A 17845-nucleotide genomic window follows, 5' to 3' on the forward strand; every position below is an offset into this window, starting at 1 on the left:
GGAGTCGCGCATAGGCAGCGGCGGAAACGGGGGGTCAACGCCAGTAACCGGTGTCAAAAGCCTGGTAACCCTCTATTTTTGGGTGACAACGCTGACCTGTTGCATTCCCCCGTCTCGGCGCTGCGGAGCCCGAGTGTCCGCCGTGTTGAGCCTCGCCCCACATTCCGCTACCCCCTCCGTCATGACCGCAACGATTGCGCTGGTCGATGACGACCGCAACATCCTGACGTCCGTGTCGATCGCGTTGCAGGCCGAGGGGTTCGTGACGCGCGTCTATTCGGATGGGGAGGCGGCGTTGAAGGCGCTGGTCGACAATCCACCCGAGCTGGCGGTGCTCGACATCAAGATGCCGCGCATGGACGGGCTGGAGCTGCTGCGGCGGCTGCGCGAGAAGAGCCAGATCCCGGTAATCTTCCTGACCAGCAAGGATGACGAGCTGGACGAGGCGCTGGGCCTCGCGATGGGTGCGGACGATTATATCGCGAAGCCGTTCAGCCAGCGGCTGCTGATCGCCCGCATCCGCGCGATCCTGCGCCGCACCGAGCTGGTTGCAGCGACGGCACAAGGCGAAGAGGAAGTGGCAGCCGAGGCGCAGCCGGTGATCGAGCGCGGCCCGCTGACGATGGACCCGGCGCGCCACAAGGTGACGTGGAAGGGCGACAATGTCACGCTGACCGTCACCGAGTTCATGATCCTCGAAACGCTCGCCCAGCGGCCCGGCATCGTCAAGACGCGCAACCAGCTGATGGACGCGGCGTATCAGGACGATATCTATGTCGATGACCGCACCATCGACAGCCATATCAAGCGCGTGCGCCGCAAGTTCCGGCAGGTCGATCCCGATTTCGACGCCATCGAGACGCTCTATGGCGCCGGATACCGATTCTCCGACGAATAGGCCGCCTCCTCCGCAGGAGGAGCGCGACCTGTCGCTGCGCTGGTCCGGCCGGGTCAGCCTGACGCCGCGCATCCTGGCGGTGAACATCTTTGCGCTGGTGATGCTGGCGGGCGGGTTCTTCTACCTCGACAGTTACCGCGCACGAATCGTCGACAGCCGGGTCGAGCAGGCGAGCCGTGAGGCGCGGCTGATCGCACAGGCCGTGGCAATGACCCCGCCCGCCGACCGCACCGCATTGGTCGAGCGGATCGCGAGCGAGGCGGATATCCGCATCCGCCTGTACGACCGCGCCGGGCGACTGACTCTCGACACCCGCGCGCTGGGACTCAATAATTTCGTGCTGCGCGATCCCGACAAGGATCCGTGGAACCAGAGCGCGGCGCGTTTCCTCGACGCGGTGATCGACACCGTGGCGGGGGCGGATCGCGACCAGCAGTTTCGCGAGCGCGCACCGACCAAGGGGCTCGACTGGCCCGACATCGCCGCCGCGCTCCGCACCGGAGAGGCGAGCGCGACCGTGTGGCGCGCGCCCGACCGAACGCCGGTGATCACCGCCGCCGCGCCCTTTGGGCCGGAGGGGGCGGTGTTCACCAGCTCCAACGCGCGCGACATCACCCAGACTGTCCGGGTCGAACGGTTCCGGTTGGGCGTGGTGCTGGCGTTCACTGCGGGCCTGTCGATCTTCCTGTCGCTGTTCCTGGCGCGCACAATCGTCCGCCCGCTGCGCCGCCTTGCGCGTGCGGCGGTACGCGTGCGTCTCGGGCGTGCGCGCGAAGTGGTGGTGCCGCGCCTGCCCGAGCGTCGCGACGAGATCGGCCATCTCGCCCGATCGCTGTCGGACATGAGCCTCGCGCTGCGTGCACGGATCGACGCGACCGAGGCGTTCGCCGCCGATCTGGCGCATGAGATCAAGAACCCCCTCGCCTCGCTGCGCTCCGCGGTCGACAGCCTGATGGCGGTGCGTGACCCGGCGTTGCAGGAGCAATTGCTGGCGGTGGTGCGCGACGATGTGCTGCGTCTGGACCGGCTGATCAGCGACATTTCGGAGGCGTCGCGGCTCGATGCCCAGCTATCGCGCGCCAAGTTCGACCCGGTCGATCTGAGCGCGATGCTGGCTGCAATGGTCGAGCAGCGCACGACACGCGGAATCGAGCGCGAGATCCGGCTGCGCTTCGACGCGCCAGTCGGGCCAATGCCGCTGGTGATGGGCGAAGGCGCGCGGCTGGAGCGGGTGTTCGCGAACCTGATCGACAATGCCGTGTCCTTTTCCCCCGACGGCGGCACGGTCGCGCTGTCGCTGAGCGCGGCGGACGACATGCTGGAGGCACGGATCGAGGACGAGGGACCGGGCGTTCCGGAGGAGGCGCGCGAGGCGATCTTCCGCCGTTTCCATACCGACCGGCCCGAAGGGGAGGAATTCGGCAAGCATTCCGGGCTAGGGCTTGCGATCGCGCGAACCATCGTCGAAGGCCATCAGGGCAGTATCGGCGTCGAGACGCGCGAGGACCGGATGCGGGGCGCGCGGTTCGTCGTCCGCCTGCCATTCGTGCAACCGGGATGAAGGTTCGGAGGCTATAAGAGAAACGTGGCGATCCTGTCTTCCGAAACGCTGCATGCGTCCTGCGTCGCGATCGACGGTCGCGCGGTGCTGATCGAGGGCCGATCGGGCGAGGGCAAGTCCGATCTGGCGCTGCGCCTGATCGACCGCGGCGCGCTGCTGGTGTCCGACGATTACACGATCTGCACACGGCGTGACGGGGTGCTCCACGCCGCGCCCCCGGCGACGATCGCGGGCAAGATCGAAGTGCGCGGGATCGGCGTCGTGTCGCTGCCGCATATCGACACCGCGCCGATCGGGTTGCTGGTCACGATCTTCGACGATCCGCCGCGCATGCCGCTTGTCCCGCATGTTCGCCGCATCGCGGGAGTCGATGTACCGGTAGTCGCGCTTCCCGCGCTCGAGCCCTCGGCTCCGATCAAGGTCGAACTGGCGTTGCGCCATCTGGCGGAGCAGATGCAATGACCAGGAAGCGCGCCAAGCAGATATTGCTTGTCACGGGTATGTCGGGGGCGGGCAAGTCGACCGTGCTGCGAACGCTGGAGGATCTTGGCTGGGAGGTGGTCGACAACCTGCCCCTGCTGTTGCTCAACCGCCTGCTCGATACCGACCCGCCCGAGGGCGTCGATGGCGACGACCGACCGCTCGCGATCGGAATCGGTACCCGCACCCGCGCCTTTGACGCCGACAGCATCGTGCGCCGCATCAAGAAGCTGCGCGACGAGCGCGGCTACGACATGGGAACGCTGTTCCTCGACTGTTCGGGCGCGGAGCTGGAGCGCCGCTATTCGGAAACGCGCCGTCGCCACCCCCTCGCGCTCGACCGGCCAGCGAGCGACGGCATCACCCGCGAGCGCGAGCTGCTGCAACCGCTGCGCCGCTGGGCCAACCGGGTAATCGACACGACCAGCCTGTCATCGAACGAATTGGCGCAACAGATCCGAACCAGCTTTTCCGGCCCCGGCTTGGGCGAAACAGTGGTTTCGGTGATGTCGTTCGGCTTTGCCCGCGGCGTTCCCGCGGGGGCGGACCTGGTGTTCGACATGCGTTTCCTGCGCAATCCGCACTGGGTCGATTCGCTGCGTCCGGGCACCGGCAAGGACGCCGATGTCGCCGCCTATGTCGCGGGCGACCCGGCCTATGCGGAGGGCGTAGCGCGGATCGAGGAGCTTCTGCTGCTCCTCCTCCCCCGCTATCAGGCCGAGGGAAAATCCTATGTTACCATTGCCTTCGGCTGTACCGGCGGGAGACACCGGTCGGTCCATATCGCCGAACGGGTCGCTGGCCGGTTGCGCGAGGCGGGATTTTCGCCCACGGTGGCGCATCGTGACTTGCAAACCGCGCCGCAGGACTCGCTAGAAGGCCCGCCGGCTGCAAGATGAACCGCATGGGACAAGCGTAAAGACATGATTGGACTGGTACTCGTGACGCACGGGCGGCTCGCGGAGGAGTTCGTCGTCGCGATGGAGCATGTCGTCGGTCGTCAGGACCGCATCGCCACCATCTGCATCGGCCCCGAGGACGATATGGAGGAGCGGCGCGCGGATATCGCCAAGGCGATCATCGCCGTCGATGGCGGCCGCGGGGTGATCCTGCTGACCGACCTGTTCGGCGGCACCCCGTCGAACCTGGCCATTTCGCTGCTCGAGGCTGGCAAGGTCGAAGTGATCGCCGGCATCAATCTGCCCATGCTGATTCGCCTGGGCGGGGCGCGGAAGACGATGAAGGTGACCGAAGCGGTGGCGGCGGCGCGTGAGGCGGGGCGCAAATACATCACCGTGGCGTCCGAAGTGCTCGGCGAGGCTGCTGCTTGAGCCGGGTCAGCCGCACCGTCCTGATCGGCAACCGCCGCGGGCTGCATGCGCGCGCCAGCGCCAAGTTCGTCACCCTCGCATCGTCGCAGCCCTGTGAGCTGACCGTCGAAAAGGACGGCAACGCAGTCACCGGCACGTCGATCATGGGGCTGATGATGCTGGGCGCGGCGATGGGCGACACGATCACGATCAGCGCGCTGGGCGACGGTGCCGAAGATGCGGTGCTCAAGCTGGTCGAACTGGTCGAGGACCGCTTCGGCGAGGATTGAGCCGGTGCGCGAAATAACCGCCTTTTCCAATCCGCTGGTCAAGCGGGTGCGATCGCTGCGCGACAAGAAGCATCGCCGCGACGAGGGGCTGTTCCTGGCCGAGGGGCTGCGCATCCTGACCGAAGCGCGCGAGGCGGGGCATCTGCCGGCCTATCTGTTCTTTGCCAAGGGGTATGACGGCCACCCGCTGGCGCAGGAACTGATCGCCGCGACCGAAGCATCCGGCGGCGAGGTTATCCAGACCGACAGCGACATCCTGTCCAAGCTGTCGGGCAAGGACAATCCGGGCGCGGTGGTCGGTGTCTATCGCGAGCTTTCGACCGACCTCGCCCGTATCGACCGCAATGCCGCACCGCTCTGGCTGGTCGCCGAGCGGCTGCGCGATCCCGGCAATCTCGGCACGATCCTGCGCACTGCGGACGCGGTCGGTGCGGGTGGCCTGATCCTGGTCGACGACTGCGTCGATCCGTTCAGCGTCGAGGCGGTGCGCGCGAGCATGGGCGCGCTGTTCACGATCCCGATCGCGCGCGCGCCGTGGGAGGACTTTCATGGCTGGCTGCGATCCGGGCCGGGTCAGCTGGTCGGCCTCGCGCTGGAGGGTGCGGTCGATTATCGCACGCCGGCCTTTGCCGCGCCCGTGTTCCTGCTGACCGGGAACGAGGCGCAGGGGCTGCCCGCCGACTATGCCGCCGCCTGCGATGTCCGCGTGAAAATCCCGATGCTGGGCAAGGCCGACAGCCTCAACGCCGCCGTTGCGACCGCCGTCATGGCCTACACCGTGCTCGACCGAATTCGTCCGTTGGACTGACCGCTCGACCGTTGCACAATCGCAACACGCGCCGCCTGCTTTGCTACGCGTTTGGAACAAAACCCTGATTCCGCGCGTCGAACCGGGCAAGTCTGGAGACGAGCCGATGTTTTACGACACGACCCCTTTCACCGCCGCCAACAGCGGCTATCGCGTTGCCTTTCGTCCCGGCGAGCAGAATGTCTGCCCCGGGTGCGGCCAGTCGCATTGGACGATCGGGCGGATGACAGCCGAATGCGCTTTCTGCGCCACCGCGCTGCCGATCAACACCGGCGGCAGTTTCGGCGCGGGACGCTTCACCATGAAGTCGCTGGCAGCCTGAACCCGCACGGGGAGGTTGGTAAGCCGCCTCCCCCGCGCTATGGCGCGGCGCATGACTGGCGCCACGCTCACCCTCTACAACAGCCTCACCCGCGCGACCGAAGCCTTCGCGCCGATCGACCCCGCCAAGGGCACGCGCGTCTATTCGTGCGGACCGACGGTCTATAGCGACCCGCATCTGGGCAATCTGCGCGCCTATGTCTTCACCGATACGCTCAGCCGCGTGCTGCGGTGGAAGGGGCATAAGCTCACCCATGTCATCAACATCACCGATGTCGGCCATCTGACGTCCGACGCCGACGAGGGCGAGGACAAGATGGAGGCGGCGGCGAAGAAGCGCGGCCTGAGCGCGTGGGAAATCTCGCGCCATTACGCCGATGTGTTCCGCCGCAACCTGCGCGACCTCAACATCCGCACGCCCGATCATATGCCGCTGGCGACCGATTATGTCGCCAAGATGATCGACTTCGCCAAGGGCATTGCCGACCAGCATTGCTACCAGCTCGACAGCGGCCTCTATTTCGACAGCAGCACCGTGCCCGATTACGGCAAGCTGTCGGGCGGGCAGGACGATGCCGGCGAGGGGCGGATCGAGAGCGTCGAAGGCAAGCGCCACCCGCAGGATTTCGCGATCTGGCGCACCACGCCGCCGGGCGAGACGCGCCAGATGGAGTGGGATTCGCCCTGGGGCCGCGGCGCGCCGGGCTGGCACCTCGAATGTTCGGTGATGAGCGCCGAGCTGCTCGGCCTGCCGTTCGACATCCACAGCGGCGGGATCGACCATCGCGAGATCCATCACGTCAACGAAATCGCGCAGAATCAGGCGCATTGCAGCTGTGGCGATTCCGGCGCGAAGATCTGGATGCACAACAACTTCCTGGTCGATCGCGGCGGGAAAATGTCGAAGTCCAAGGGCGGCATCGCAACGCTCGACGCGCTGGTGGCGAAGGGCGTGCACCCCCTCGCCTATCGCCTGATGTGCCTGTCGGCGCATTATCGCAGCGAACTGGAGTTCAGCGGCGAGAATCTGATGGCAGCGCTCGTGCGGCTGCGGCGGCTGGTGCTGGCGGCGGAGAAATTCCGCGCGGCCGAGGGCAAGGGTGGCGGCAACGCGGCCAGCTATCTCGAGCGGCTCGACGCGGCGGTGTCGGACGACCTCAACACCCCCAGGGCGCTGCCGGTGCTGGAGGAACTGCTCGCCGACAAGCAACTGGGGCAGGAAGCGCGGCTGATGGTGCTGACGCAATTCGACGAAGTGCTGGGCCTCGACCTGCTGCACCTCTCCCGCGCCGACCTGCGTGTGCGTCCAGCGGATGCGCAGGTGACCGAAGCCGAGATCGAAGCCCGTCTCGCCCAGCGCAAGGAAGCCCGCGCCGCGAAAGACTTTGCGCGATCGGACGCCATCCGCGACGAGCTGATCGGCGCCGGCGTCGAGGTGATGGACGGCGATCCCGTGGGCTGGGACTGGCGGGTGGAGGTTTAGCGCTTATCGCCACCCCCGCGAAAGCGGGGGCGGCGAACGAGTTTAGACAAACCCCAAATTCGTCGTCGAATAATTCCCGATATTCGGCAGCACCGTCGACATGTTCCCCGCCGACACCCCGAACCAGCTCGCCAGCGTCGCGGCATATTGATCGACCGAGGTGGTCGGCAACAGCCGCCCCTGTCCGACATCGCTTGGCGTGTTGTGCCCGAAATCGGGCGGGGTGCCATAGATGCGACCGCCCTGCACCGCGCCACCCAGCACGAAATGCATGCTGCCCCAGCCATGGTCGGAGCCGTCATCATTCTGGACGAGGGTGCGGCCAAAGTCGGATGCGGTGAAGCTGGTCACCTTGTCCGCGACGCCCAGCGCGACGGTGGTGTCGTATAAGGCGCGCATCGCGTCGGCGACACGGCCGACCAGGGTCGGGTGATCGCGGACCAGGAAGTCGTGCATGTCCCAGCCGCCGCTCGACACGAAGAATACCTGTCGCCTCGCCCCAAGCTCCTGCGACACCGAGATCAGCCGCGCGACGATGCGCAGCTGGTCAGCGAGTGGGTTGCCGGTGGGGAATAGCGGGAAGTTCGCGGCCGGTGCCCCGCCCAACGCACCGCTGACCTGCGTATAGAGGTCGAGCGCGCGCTTCGACACCGTCGCGTGTTCGTTTGCGATCAGATTGGTCTGTGTCCCGCCCATGATCGATCGTAGCGCGGTCGCCGCACTCGCCGATCCGAACAACGTCGAAGCGCCGTTGATCAGCGCGGTCGGCCCGTTGGTGCCGGTGACGTACTGAATCGCGCTCCGCCCCGACAGATAGGTCGCATTGCCCGATGCGCTGATACAGGTGAGCGCGCTGGTGCCGTTGCCGCTTTGCAGCAGGTCGCCGATCCGCCCGCCCCAGCCCGACGATGCGCCCTCCGCGCTCGACGCCTGCCAATAGCTTTGCTGGTCGTTGTGACTGAACAGCTTGGGCGGGAGTGCGACCGACCGTGCGTTATATTCGGCCTTGGTCGTCGGGCGCACCAACGTGCCGACATTGAGCACCGGCGCGAGCTTGCCCGCGTTGAACAGCGGCAGCAGCGACGCCATGGTCGGCGCGAGCGCATATTGTCGCCCGCCCATCGGATTTGCCGGGTTGAGCAGGGTCGCGGTCAGGCTGTCGAGGGAGTGGCCCAGCGTCGGGCGCTGCGCCAGATAGGCGGCATGGGTCGCGCTGTCATAGGGCGGGAGCGTGTTGGCATAATCATTGCCGCCATAGAGGAAGATGCACACCAGCGCCTTGTAATCGCTGGCGACCGCTGCCGATGCTTCGCCGATTGCGGCGAGCTGAGTGACGAAGGGTGCGGCCGATCCGGCGACACCGAGTGCTGCGGTGCGCTTCAGAAATGCGCGGCGCGATTGGTTCTGGTCCATGTCCCCGCCCCTCACTTCAACGTCAGATATTCAGGCGAGGCCATCGTCAGCAGGATGGCGATCGCGATGCGGTTATTGGGGTTGGTCGAGCTGTCCACCGCAGTCCGGATCGCGGTCACCGTGGCGCTGGAAAGCTGCCCCGCCGCGAGCCACAGGTTGATCCGGTCGACCAGCGCGGCGCTGTCCCCCGCAATACCGCTGATCGACCCGTAGTCGGTGCGCAGGTCGGTCGTGTTGTTCACCACCGCCTGCATGTAGTTGACGTAACCGACGACGCTGATTTCGTTGGTGATCTGCAATTCCGGCGCGACCAGTCCGGCGGTGGCGATCGGCGTGTTGGGCGGGGTATAGCCCGGGCGAAAGAAGTTGAAGACCGATGCGCTGCGCCCCATCGACTGGGCCAGCCGCGCGGTCGCATCGCTTGTATTGCCCGTCGTCCAGTTGCCCGAATTCGATGTCGCCCCAAAGGCGCGCGCCCAGGCCGTCAGGCGCATGACCGGTTCGCGCAGCTTGCCCGCGCTGGCCGCGCTCGGCTCGGTCCGCGCCTCGCTGTCGAGCAGGATCGCGCGGATCACCGCCTGCATGTCGCCGCGCACGCCGGATCCGTTGTTCGCGAACACCGCCGAGACCCGCCCGATATAGGCGGGCGACGGGTTGCTGGTGACCAGCCGCTGGATCAGCTGCCTCGACACAAAGGGGGGGACATTCGGGTGCGCGAAGATCGTGTCGAGCGCCTGCCGGACCGCGTCGCTTCCCGACAACCCCGCCGCGACGGTCGTGCCGAGGAAGGTCGAGGCGCCAGTCTCATGCTGGCCGGCGTTGAAGATCATCGCACGTCGGTACCGGTCCGGAGTCGTGCTGTCGGAGCCGTCGACGACCAGGCCCGTGAACACGCGCGCGAGCCCCGAGACGTCGTCGGGGGTATAGGTTTCAACCGGTTGTCCGCCCGACGTGACGAGGCTGCCGTCCATGTTCAGCCGGTGGAGACCGATGGTGAAGAGCTGCATCAGCTCACGCGCGTAATTTTCGTCCGGGACCGATCCGGTACGGGCGTCCGCCTTGCGGTTGCCCAGGAAGGTCAGGAACGACCCCATCGCGGCATTATAGGTCACCCGCTCGATCAGCGTCCGGAAATTGCCGAACGCATTGTCCATCAGCACGTCGACATAGGCGGCCATCGCGAATTGCCGCCAGTTGAGGTTTACCCCGCCAATACCGACGACGAGGATTTCGAGCAGCGCCATGCCGACCCGCTGCCGCAACTGATCGCCGGCCCCGACGAGCTGGCTCCACATCGCATTGTCGAACCCGGCTTCGTTGTTGATGTTGGCGCTGACATTATAGCTGCGGGCGACGAGCCAGTCCCACAGGCTGGTCGGGCGCGTCTTGGCGAACTCGGCGGTGATCCAGCCATCGAAACCGCGCGCCTGAACATCGGCAATGTCGGCGGCAGTCGCGCCCATCGTCGCCTGCGCCAGGAACCGGCTTGCCTGCGCCGCCGTGATCGGGGGCGGCGCGGGGCTGGGCGTGGGGGTCGGTCCGGGGGTCGAGACGACGCCGCCGCCGCCGCCGCCGCCCGAGTCGCACGCCGCCAGTGCAAGCGCGAGGCTACTCACCGAAACCGCGGCAATGCTTCCGCCAGCGCGCCCGGTCGCACGCGCGGCCTCGCCCGCGGCCGTTGGCGGCAGCGCGGGGGCTTCATCCGCCGCGATCGGCGGCGAGTCGAGCTTGTCCATATGTCCCACCCCGGGCGCTCGGAACCTCCCGTCCCGCAGAGCCCGGGCAGATGATTCTCCTTTCCGTCGCACCGCGCCAGCCAAAAAGAGTATCAATTTGTCGCAAACCAGTTTTGTCCGCGACGATTGCCCGGACGGGCTGATCCCGGCATCCTGCACGCATGAAAGCCGTCCTTCCCGCACTCGCCCGCCCGCTGATCGAACCCGGCCTGCCCGGCGGGATCGACGCGCACTGGTTCACCAGCCGCGAAGAGGCGCTGGCGATGATCGGCGACGCCGATATCGGCTGGGTCGACATGAACCGGCCAGGCTGGACCGGAGAGATCGCGGCGGCGGGGGCGCGGCTCAAATGGCTGTCGACCATCTATGCCGGAATCGACGCATTCGACACCGGTCTGCTCAAGGCGCGCGGCACGATCCTCACCAATGGCGTCGGGATCAACGCGATCGCGGTTGCCGAATATGCGCTGCTCGGCATCCTCGCCGCCGCCAAGCGCTTCGATCAGGTAGTGCGTACCGCCGACCGGCGGGAGTGGCCGACCGACGCGCCGGGCAAGATCGAGCTGCTCGAGACCCGCGCGCTGGTGATCGGATACGGCACGATCGGGCGGATGATCGGCGAGCGGCTGGCGGCGTTCGGGGTCGATGTCACGGGCGTCACACGGTCCGGCCGCGACGGCACCCTGACCCCCGACCAGTGGCGCGATCGGATCGGCGACTATGACTGGATCGTCCTCGCCGCCCCCTCGACCGCCAAAACCGGGGCAATGTTCGGCGCGGACGCACTCGCGGCGATGAAGCCCGGCGCGTGGCTGATCAACATCGCGCGCGGCGACATGGTCGATCAGGATGCGCTGATCGCGGCGCTCCACGCGCGGCGCATCGGGGGCGCGTTCCTCGACGTGGTGACGCCCGAACCACTGCCTGAGGATCACCCGCTCTGGACCGCGCCCAATGCCATCCATTCGATGCATTTGTCGGGCCGGTCTCAGACGAAGATGTTCATGCGCGCGGCGACCTTGTTCCTGGAAAATGCGCGCGCATTCATGGCGGGGACGCCGATGACGAATATCGTCGATCTCGACGCGGGGTACTGACCCCGCTAAGCCCCCACTCCCATGATCCTAGTCATCGACAATTACGACAGCTTCACCTGGAACCTGGTCCACTACCTGATGGAGCTGGGCGCAGAGGTGAAGGTGGTGCGCAACGACGCGCTGACCGCGCAGGAGGCGATTGCCAGCAACGCACAGGCGTTTCTGCTCTCGCCCGGCCCGTGCACGCCCAACGAGGCCGGGATCAGCCTCGACCTCGTCGCCGCCTGTGCCGATGCGGGCAAGCCGTTGCTCGGCGTGTGCCTCGGCCACCAGGCGATCGGCCAGCATTTCGGGGGCAAGGTGGTGCGCGGCGGGCTGATGCACGGCAAGACGTCGCCGGTCAGCCATGACGGCACCGGGCTGTTCGCCGGGCTGCCCAGCCCGTTCACCGCCACCCGCTACCACTCGCTGATCGTCACCGACATTCCAGATACACTGGTGATCAACGCGACCGCGTCGGACGGCAGCGTCATGGCCTTCCGCCACCGCGACCTGCCGATCCATTCGGTCCAGTTCCATCCCGAGAGCATCGCGACCGAGCATGGCCATGCGATGCTGGCGAACTTCATGGCCATTGCTGGGATCGAGGCGAGAACGCTGGCGTAATTTCGGTGGTCGCGGTCAACGCCGGCTTAACCCATTTGGGTTAGCAGCAACGGACCTATCCAATCTCCGGCTCTGCCCGTTGCGGGCGGAACGCAAAGGGAAATCATGGGCGAACCCGCCATCCGCGACTCTCTCACCCCCGTATGCCGCGCCAGCAGGTGCTGCTGGGGGCGGAGATTTGCGGGTTCGGTGGGGGGCGTGTTGACCAAGCATCGCATCAAGGATTTGTCGGCTTCGGGCGCGAAGGTCGATCGTGCGGGTGCGCTGAAGGCCGGCGCGACGGTGCTGGTGTCGGTCGGCGTGCTCAAGGCAGTCGGCGCGACGGTGATCTGGGTCCGGGACGACATGGCCGGACTGCGCTTTTCCGAGACGATCGATCCCGATGCGGCGCGGTCCAAGGCAATCATCGCGCCACCCAAGCCACGCCCCGCCACCACGCTCGACCGCGGCATCAGCGCCGGTTGGGTGCAGGATCGCGACAGCCCCTATCGCCGCTGACTGCCTGCGCCCGGGCTTGTCCCGTCGATAACAGGAATTGCTCGACTTGGCGTCCGCGCACCGGAATAGAGGCGGCGTGACGAACTTCAGCCTTCTCCCCGACCCCGCCAGTCCGCTCGCGCGCGAAAGCGCGGCGCAGGCGTTCGCCGACATCCTCGACGGCAAGGCCGCCGAGGAGGATATCGAAGCCTTCCTGATCGCATTGTCCGACCGCGGCGAGACCAGCGTCGAGATCGCCGAGGCGGCACGTGCGATGCGCCAGCGGGTGATCCCGGTCAGCGCCCCCGCCAATGCAATCGACGTGTGCGGGACCGGCGGCGACGGGCACCACACGCTCAACGTATCGACCGCAGTGGCGATCGTGGTTGCCGCAGCAGGCGTGCCGGTCGCCAAACATGGCAACCGCGCCGCCAGCTCCAAATCGGGCGCGGCGGACACGCTGGAGGCACTCGGCCTCGACCTCGATCGTGCGGCGCTCAATGCCGAGGCGCACCTCAACGATCTCGGCATCGCCTTCCTCTTCGCGGCGAAGCACCATCCGGCGATGGCGCGCGTCGCCCCGATCCGCAAGCGCATCGGGCGGCGGACGATCTTCAACCTGATGGGACCGCTCGCCAATCCGGCGGGGGTGCAGCGCCAGCTGATCGGCATCGCCCGCCCGGATTATGCGCCGATCTATGCCGAGGCGCTGGCGCAATTGGGCGTCAAGGGCGCGGCGGTCGTCTCGGGTGAGGAAGGGCTCGACGAATTGTCGCCCGAGGGCGGATCGCTGATCGTCAGCATCGGCGATGTCAGCCTGCCCGCACGGGTGACGCCCGAGGATGCAGGCTTGGTCTCCCACCCGCTTTCTGCGTTGCGCGGCGGCGATGCGCAGGAGAACGCCGCTGCACTCCGCCGCCTGCTCGATGGCGAGCGCGGGGCGTATCGCGATGCGGTGCTGCTCAATGCGGCGGCGGCTTTGGTGGTCGCCGGAGAGGCCGCCGATCTGCGCGAAGGTGCGGAGGAAGCCGCCGAAACCATCGATAAGGGGCTTGCCAAGGCGCTGCTCGACTGCTGGATCGCCGCCGCATGAGCACGATGCTGGACGAGATCATCGCGGTGAAGCGCAGCGAAGTGGCGGAGCGCAAGGCCGCGCGGTCGCTCGCCGAGCTGCAGGCACTGGCGCTGGCGCAGACCCCGCCGCGCGGCTTTCGCGCTGCGCTCGATGCCAGGGCTGCGAGCGGATACGGCCTGATCGCCGAGATCAAGAAGGCCTCCCCTCCAAGGGCCTGATCCGCGCCGATTTCGATCCACCTGCCCACGCCCGCGCCTATGCCGCCGGCGGCGCGGCGTGCCTGTCGGTGCTGACCGACGCGCCGTTCTTTCAGGGGCATGAGGATTATCTGATCGCCGCGCGCGCCGCGTGCAATCTGCCGGTGATCCGCAAGGATTTCATGGTCGATCCGTGGCAGGTGCTGGAGGCACGCAGCATCGGCGCCGACGCGATCCTGATCATCGTTGCCGCGCTGGAAGACACGCAGATGGCGGAGATCGAGGATGCGGCGGTCGGCCTCGGCATGGATGTGCTGGTCGAAGTGCATGACGAAGCCGAACTCGACCGTGCGCTGGCGCTCAGGTCGCGGCTGATCGGGGTCAACAACCGCAACCTCAAGGATTTCAGCGTCTCGTTCGACCGCACCTATGAACTGGTCGGACGCGCACCGGAAGGCTGCACCTTCGTCGCGGAGAGCGGGCTGACGTCGCGCGCCGATCTGGATGGAATGGCCGAACACGGCGTCCGCTGCTTCCTGATCGGCGAGTCGCTGATGCGGCAGGACGACGTCAAGGCAGCGACGCGGGCGATGATCGGGTGAGCAACCTCACCCATCTCGACGAAACCGGCGCGGCGCGCATGGTCGATGTCGGCGGCAAGGCGGAGACGCAACGCGTCGCCACCGCCACCGGCCGCATTACCATGTCGGGCGAAGCCGCGACCGCGATCCGCGACGGGCTGGTCAAGAAGGGCGACGTCCTCGCCGTCGCGCGGATCGCGGGGATCATGGCGGCGAAAAAGACCAGCGACCTGATCCCGCTGTGTCATCCGCTGGCGCTGAGCAAGGTCACCCTCGACCTGACGCCCGACGATAGCGGCGTCACCGCCACCGCCACGGTCGGCCTGACCGGGCGCACCGGGGTAGAGATGGAGGCGCTGACCGCGGTCACCGTCGCGCTGCTTACCGTGTACGACATGGCCAAGGCACTCGACCGCACGATGGAGATCGGTGCGATCCGGCTGATCGAGAAGCGCGGCGGCAAGTCCGGAGACTGGCGCGCCGATCAGGGTTAACTCGCCCCTTACCGCGCTCGCTCAGCGAATCTTGATGCCCCCCGGCGCATCATTTTTCGGTTCAGTTGTGGGGCGTTATGTCAGGTACGGGGCGGTCAGCCATATTTTCATTGTCGGGCGGGCTTGATCCCGCACAGCCGGGAAGCGCGGAGAATGCGACGCACGGTCGGCTGGTCGGCAGCGACGGCACGCGCGACTGCTTTGTCCACCGCATCACCTCTGCCGGGGCGACGCTCACCGTTACCGGTCCGGTCACCAATGGCGATCGCGGCCGGATCGAACTGCCCTTTGGCGTCAGCGCCGAAGGATCGGTGCTGGGCGACGACCCCTCGGCCTTCACCTTCTGTTTCGACGAACCGATGGACGTGGTCGCGGCGCTCGCCCGCTGCCTCGCCGCCTTGCCAGCCGAACGCCGTCAGATGCCGCGCATCGAGCTGCGCCAGCGGTTGTGCCTGCGGCATGGCGATCAGGTCGATTTCGCCTGGACCCGCAACCTGTCGCCCGCTGGCCTCGGCATCGAAACCCGCGCACCGCTGCGCGTGGGTGAGGCGGTGGAGATCACGCTAGACGGGCTGCGCCCGATCGCGGGCGAAATCCGCTGGACCGAACGCGGCCAGGCGGGGATCGCCTTTGCCGATGAAATTGGCTGGCAGATCCTGATGCCGTGGCTGCGTCAGGTCGCCAACCGGCGTCCGGCGGTGGTGCAAGAGCCGATGGCTGGGACGACATCCCCGCTTGGCGCCGTCAAGAACGCGATCAAGCTCGACGCCGCTACGCATGTCCGCTCGGGCAGCAGCTGGTGGAACGCCCAGATCACCTCGCTGAGCAATGCGCTGGTCGAGTTCGAGAGCGATACCGAATTTGCGCCGCTGTGCGGGCTGTGGCTGTCGCTGCCGCAGATCGGCGGCTGGCCGATCCGGGTGATCGAATGCCATGGCGCACGGCATGTCGCCGAATTCCGCCTGCCGCTGCGCCCGCATGAAATGGCGCGGCTGAGCGAGGCGGCGCGCCCGCGCTGAGCGCTCGACCCGGTCACGCCTCCCGGCTAATCGGGGAGCGATGTCGGGGATGATTTCCGTAACCGAGGCGCAACAGCGCATGTTCGCACTCGCCCAGCCGGTCGCGGCCGAACGCGTGCCGTTGCGCGACGCCGCCGGGCGCTGGGCGGCCGAGCCGGTCACCGCGTTGCGCACGCAGCCCGAACTGCCGCTGTCGGCGATGGATGGCTATGCGATCCGCTTCGCCGACCTGCCCGGCCCGTGGCGGGTGATCGGCGAGAGTGCGGCGGGTCGACCCTTTGCGGGGACCGTCGCGCCGGGTGAGTCGGTCCGCATCTTCACCGGCGCGGCGGTGCCGCAGGGCGCGGACACGATCATGATACAGGAGGAAGCGCGGCGCGAGGGCGATGCGCTGGCGCTGGACGGTGAAGGGCCGCCGCGCGTCGGCGCACATGTCCGCGTCGCCGGGCTCGATTTCGCGACCGGCGACAGGCTGGTCGAAGCGGGTGCACGTCTGACCCCGGCGCGCATCGCGCTCGCCGCCATCGCGGGCCACGCCAACCTGCCCGTCCGTCGCCGCATCCGCGTCGCCATCGCCGCGACGGGGGACGAGCTGCGCGCGCCGGGCCAGCCGCTCGCGACCGGCCAGCTGCCCGAAAGCAACGGCGCAATGCTCGCCGCGATGCTGGCAACGCTCCCGATCGAGCTGATCGACCTCGGCATCCTGCCCGACAGTATCGACGCCCTGACCCACGCCTTCGCCGCGGTCGACGCCGATCTGCTGGTCACCACCGGCGGCGCGTCGGTCGGCGACCATGATTTGGTCCACCCTGCGCTCCAGGCCGCGGGCGCGGCGATCGACTTCTGGAAGGTCGCGATGCGCCCCGGCAAGCCGGTGATGGCCGGTCGGATGCGCGACGCTGCCGTGCTCGGCCTGCCCGGCAACCCCGTATCGGCGCATGTCACCGCCCTGTTGTTCGTGCTGCCCATGGTCGCCCATCTTTCGGGCGCAGCCGATCCGCTGCCCCGCCGCCGCAGCGCGATCCTCGGCGGCCCACTCCCCCGAACGGCCCGCGTGAGGACTATATCCGCGCCGTCCATCGCGACGGCCGCGTTCATCCCGCCGACCGCCAGGACAGCTCGATGCTGCGCATTTTGGCCACGTCCGACTGCCTGATCGTGCGTGCCCCACATGTTCCGGCAGCGGCAGCGGGCGACTCGGTGGAAATCCTCGACATCGGCTGAGTCGCACCCGCTTGACGCCGCGTGGAACAAGGCGTAAACGTTCCACGTCTGTTCTTGATAGGGGACGTCCAATGCTTACGAAGAAGCAGCATGAGCTGATCTGCTTCATCGCCGACCGTCTGGCCGAGACCGGGGTTTCGCCCTCGTTCGAGGAGATGAAGGACGCGCTCGACCTCAAGTCCAAATCGGGCGTGCACCGCCTGATCTCGGCATTGGAGGAGCGCGGCTTCCTGCGCCGCCTGCCCAATCGCGCCCGCGCGCTCGAAGTGGTCAAGATGCCCGAGCGCGGCGAGACGAAGAAGGTCGCGCCGAAGTCGACGGTCGTCGCGATGCCGCGCCCCGCGCCGCAGCCGGCGAACGACGTGATCGAAATCCCGCTGCACGGCCGCATCGCGGCGGGCGTGCCGATCGAGGCGCTGGAAGGGTCCACGATGCTCCCCGTCCCCGCCGCCCTGCTCGGGTCGGGCGATCATTATGCGCTGGAGGTCGCAGGGGACTCGATGGTCGAGGCCGGGATTTTCGACGGCGACTATGCGCTGATTCGGCGTCAGGAAACCGCGCGCGATGGCGAGATCGTGGTCGCACTGATCGACGAGATGGAAGCAACGCTGAAATATTTCCGGAACGAGGGCAGCATGGTCCGCCTCGACCCGGCCAACCGCAGCTACGACCCCCAGCGCTACCGCCCCGATCAGGTGCGCGTGCAGGGCAAGTTGGCCGGACTGCTGCGGCGCTATTGAATGTCTTGACCCATCCCCATCAGGGGAGGGGTTGG

At 67.4% G+C, this 17845-nt stretch carries 18 protein-coding genes and 2 pseudogenes; 18 read left to right on the plus strand and 2 right to left on the minus strand.

Going from position 1 to position 17845, the window contains the following annotated elements:
* Positions 1–181 precede the first annotated feature (181 nt).
* The 9 genes from LRS12_RS02290 to cysS all read left to right on the plus strand — a co-directional run bounded on the left by LRS12_RS02290 (position 182) and on the right by cysS (position 7151).
* The gene (locus tag LRS12_RS02290) at positions 182–898 is read left to right on the plus strand and encodes a response regulator transcription factor (RefSeq protein WP_257843124.1); all 717 of its coding nucleotides are present in this window, start codon (positions 182–184) and stop codon (positions 896–898) included.
* Positions 867–2459 carry a sensor histidine kinase gene (locus LRS12_RS02295; RefSeq protein ID WP_257843125.1) on the plus strand — a complete coding sequence of 531 codons (1593 nt, stop codon included), beginning with the start codon at positions 867–869 and terminating at the stop codon, positions 2457–2459. Before LRS12_RS02290 ends, LRS12_RS02295 begins: the two co-directional genes overlap by 32 nt.
* Positions 2460–2483: 24 nt before the next feature.
* Complete coding sequence (locus LRS12_RS02300) at positions 2484–2921, plus strand: HPr kinase/phosphorylase (RefSeq protein ID WP_374580146.1); 438 nt, start codon at positions 2484–2486, stop codon at positions 2919–2921.
* Positions 2918–3838 (plus strand): RNase adapter RapZ, encoded by a 921-nt coding sequence (rapZ, locus tag LRS12_RS02305; RefSeq protein WP_257843126.1) that lies wholly within the window; start codon positions 2918–2920, stop codon positions 3836–3838. The genes LRS12_RS02300 and rapZ overlap by 4 nt, the downstream gene beginning before the upstream one ends.
* 24 nt (positions 3839–3862) lie before the next feature.
* Entirely contained in the window at positions 3863–4270 is a 408-nt protein-coding gene (locus LRS12_RS02310) for a PTS sugar transporter subunit IIA (RefSeq protein ID WP_257843127.1), read from the plus strand.
* Complete coding sequence (locus tag LRS12_RS02315; protein ID WP_257843129.1) at positions 4267–4539, plus strand: HPr family phosphocarrier protein; 273 nt, start codon at positions 4267–4269, stop codon at positions 4537–4539. The genes LRS12_RS02310 and LRS12_RS02315 overlap by 4 nt, the downstream gene beginning before the upstream one ends.
* Before the next feature lie 4 nt (positions 4540–4543).
* Complete coding sequence (locus tag LRS12_RS02320; protein WP_257843130.1) at positions 4544–5347, plus strand: RNA methyltransferase; 804 nt, start codon at positions 4544–4546, stop codon at positions 5345–5347.
* Positions 5348–5453: 106 nt separating this feature from the next.
* A complete protein-coding gene (locus LRS12_RS02325; RefSeq protein ID WP_257843131.1) occupies positions 5454–5669 on the plus strand; it encodes a hypothetical protein in 216 nt (71 codons plus the stop codon).
* 51 nt (positions 5670–5720) lie between these two features.
* Complete coding sequence (gene cysS / locus LRS12_RS02330; protein ID WP_257843132.1) at positions 5721–7151, plus strand: cysteine--tRNA ligase; 1431 nt, start codon at positions 5721–5723, stop codon at positions 7149–7151.
* Positions 7152–7193: 42 nt separating this feature from the next.
* Here the strand turns inward: cysS and LRS12_RS02335 are convergent, their stop codons facing one another.
* Both LRS12_RS02335 and LRS12_RS02340 read right to left on the minus strand, forming a co-directional pair.
* Positions 7194–8564, minus strand: coding sequence for a DUF1501 domain-containing protein (locus tag LRS12_RS02335; RefSeq protein ID WP_257843133.1), 1371 nt, complete (start codon positions 8562–8564; stop codon positions 7194–7196).
* Positions 8565–8575: 11 nt separating this feature from the next.
* A complete protein-coding gene (locus LRS12_RS02340; protein ID WP_257843134.1) occupies positions 8576–10300 on the minus strand; it encodes a DUF1800 family protein in 1725 nt (574 codons plus the stop codon).
* Positions 10301–10461: 161 nt separating this feature from the next.
* Between LRS12_RS02340 and LRS12_RS02345 the strand changes: the two genes are divergently transcribed.
* From LRS12_RS02345 to lexA, 9 genes and pseudogenes are all read left to right on the plus strand, one after another.
* Positions 10462–11397 carry a D-2-hydroxyacid dehydrogenase gene (locus LRS12_RS02345; protein ID WP_257843135.1) on the plus strand — a complete coding sequence of 312 codons (936 nt, stop codon included), beginning with the start codon at positions 10462–10464 and terminating at the stop codon, positions 11395–11397.
* Positions 11398–11418: 21 nt separating this feature from the next.
* Complete coding sequence (locus LRS12_RS02350) at positions 11419–12003, plus strand: aminodeoxychorismate/anthranilate synthase component II (RefSeq protein ID WP_257843136.1); 585 nt, start codon at positions 11419–11421, stop codon at positions 12001–12003.
* A gap of 201 nt (positions 12004–12204) precedes the next feature.
* Positions 12205–12501, plus strand: coding sequence for a PilZ domain-containing protein (locus LRS12_RS02355; protein WP_257843137.1), 297 nt, complete (start codon positions 12205–12207; stop codon positions 12499–12501).
* A gap of 76 nt (positions 12502–12577) precedes the next feature.
* Positions 12578–13573: an anthranilate phosphoribosyltransferase gene (trpD, locus tag LRS12_RS02360; protein WP_257843138.1), complete on the plus strand. Its 996-nt coding sequence runs from the start codon at positions 12578–12580 to the stop codon at positions 13571–13573.
* Positions 13570–14354 (plus strand): annotated as a pseudogene (trpC, locus tag LRS12_RS02365) (indole-3-glycerol phosphate synthase TrpC). Before trpD ends, trpC begins: the two are co-directional and overlap by 4 nt.
* Positions 14351–14827, plus strand: a complete 477-nt coding sequence (gene moaC / locus LRS12_RS02370) for a cyclic pyranopterin monophosphate synthase MoaC (protein WP_257843140.1) — start codon at positions 14351–14353, stop codon at positions 14825–14827. Before trpC ends, moaC begins: the two are co-directional and overlap by 4 nt.
* A 110-nt stretch (positions 14828–14937) precedes the next feature.
* Positions 14938–15846, plus strand: a complete 909-nt coding sequence (locus LRS12_RS02375; protein ID WP_257843141.1) for a PilZ domain-containing protein — start codon at positions 14938–14940, stop codon at positions 15844–15846.
* 40 nt (positions 15847–15886) lie between these two features.
* Positions 15887–17070, plus strand: a pseudogene (locus LRS12_RS02380) (molybdopterin molybdotransferase MoeA).
* A gap of 71 nt (positions 17071–17141) precedes the next feature.
* On the plus strand, positions 17142–17810 hold the full coding sequence (lexA, locus tag LRS12_RS02385; protein WP_257843142.1) for a transcriptional repressor LexA: 669 nt from the start codon (positions 17142–17144) through the stop codon (positions 17808–17810).
* Positions 17811–17845: the final 35 nt, after the last annotated feature.

The sequence above is a fragment of the Sphingomonas sp. J344 genome, assembly GCF_024700005.1.
Classification (GTDB): domain Bacteria; phylum Pseudomonadota; class Alphaproteobacteria; order Sphingomonadales; family Sphingomonadaceae; genus Sphingomonas.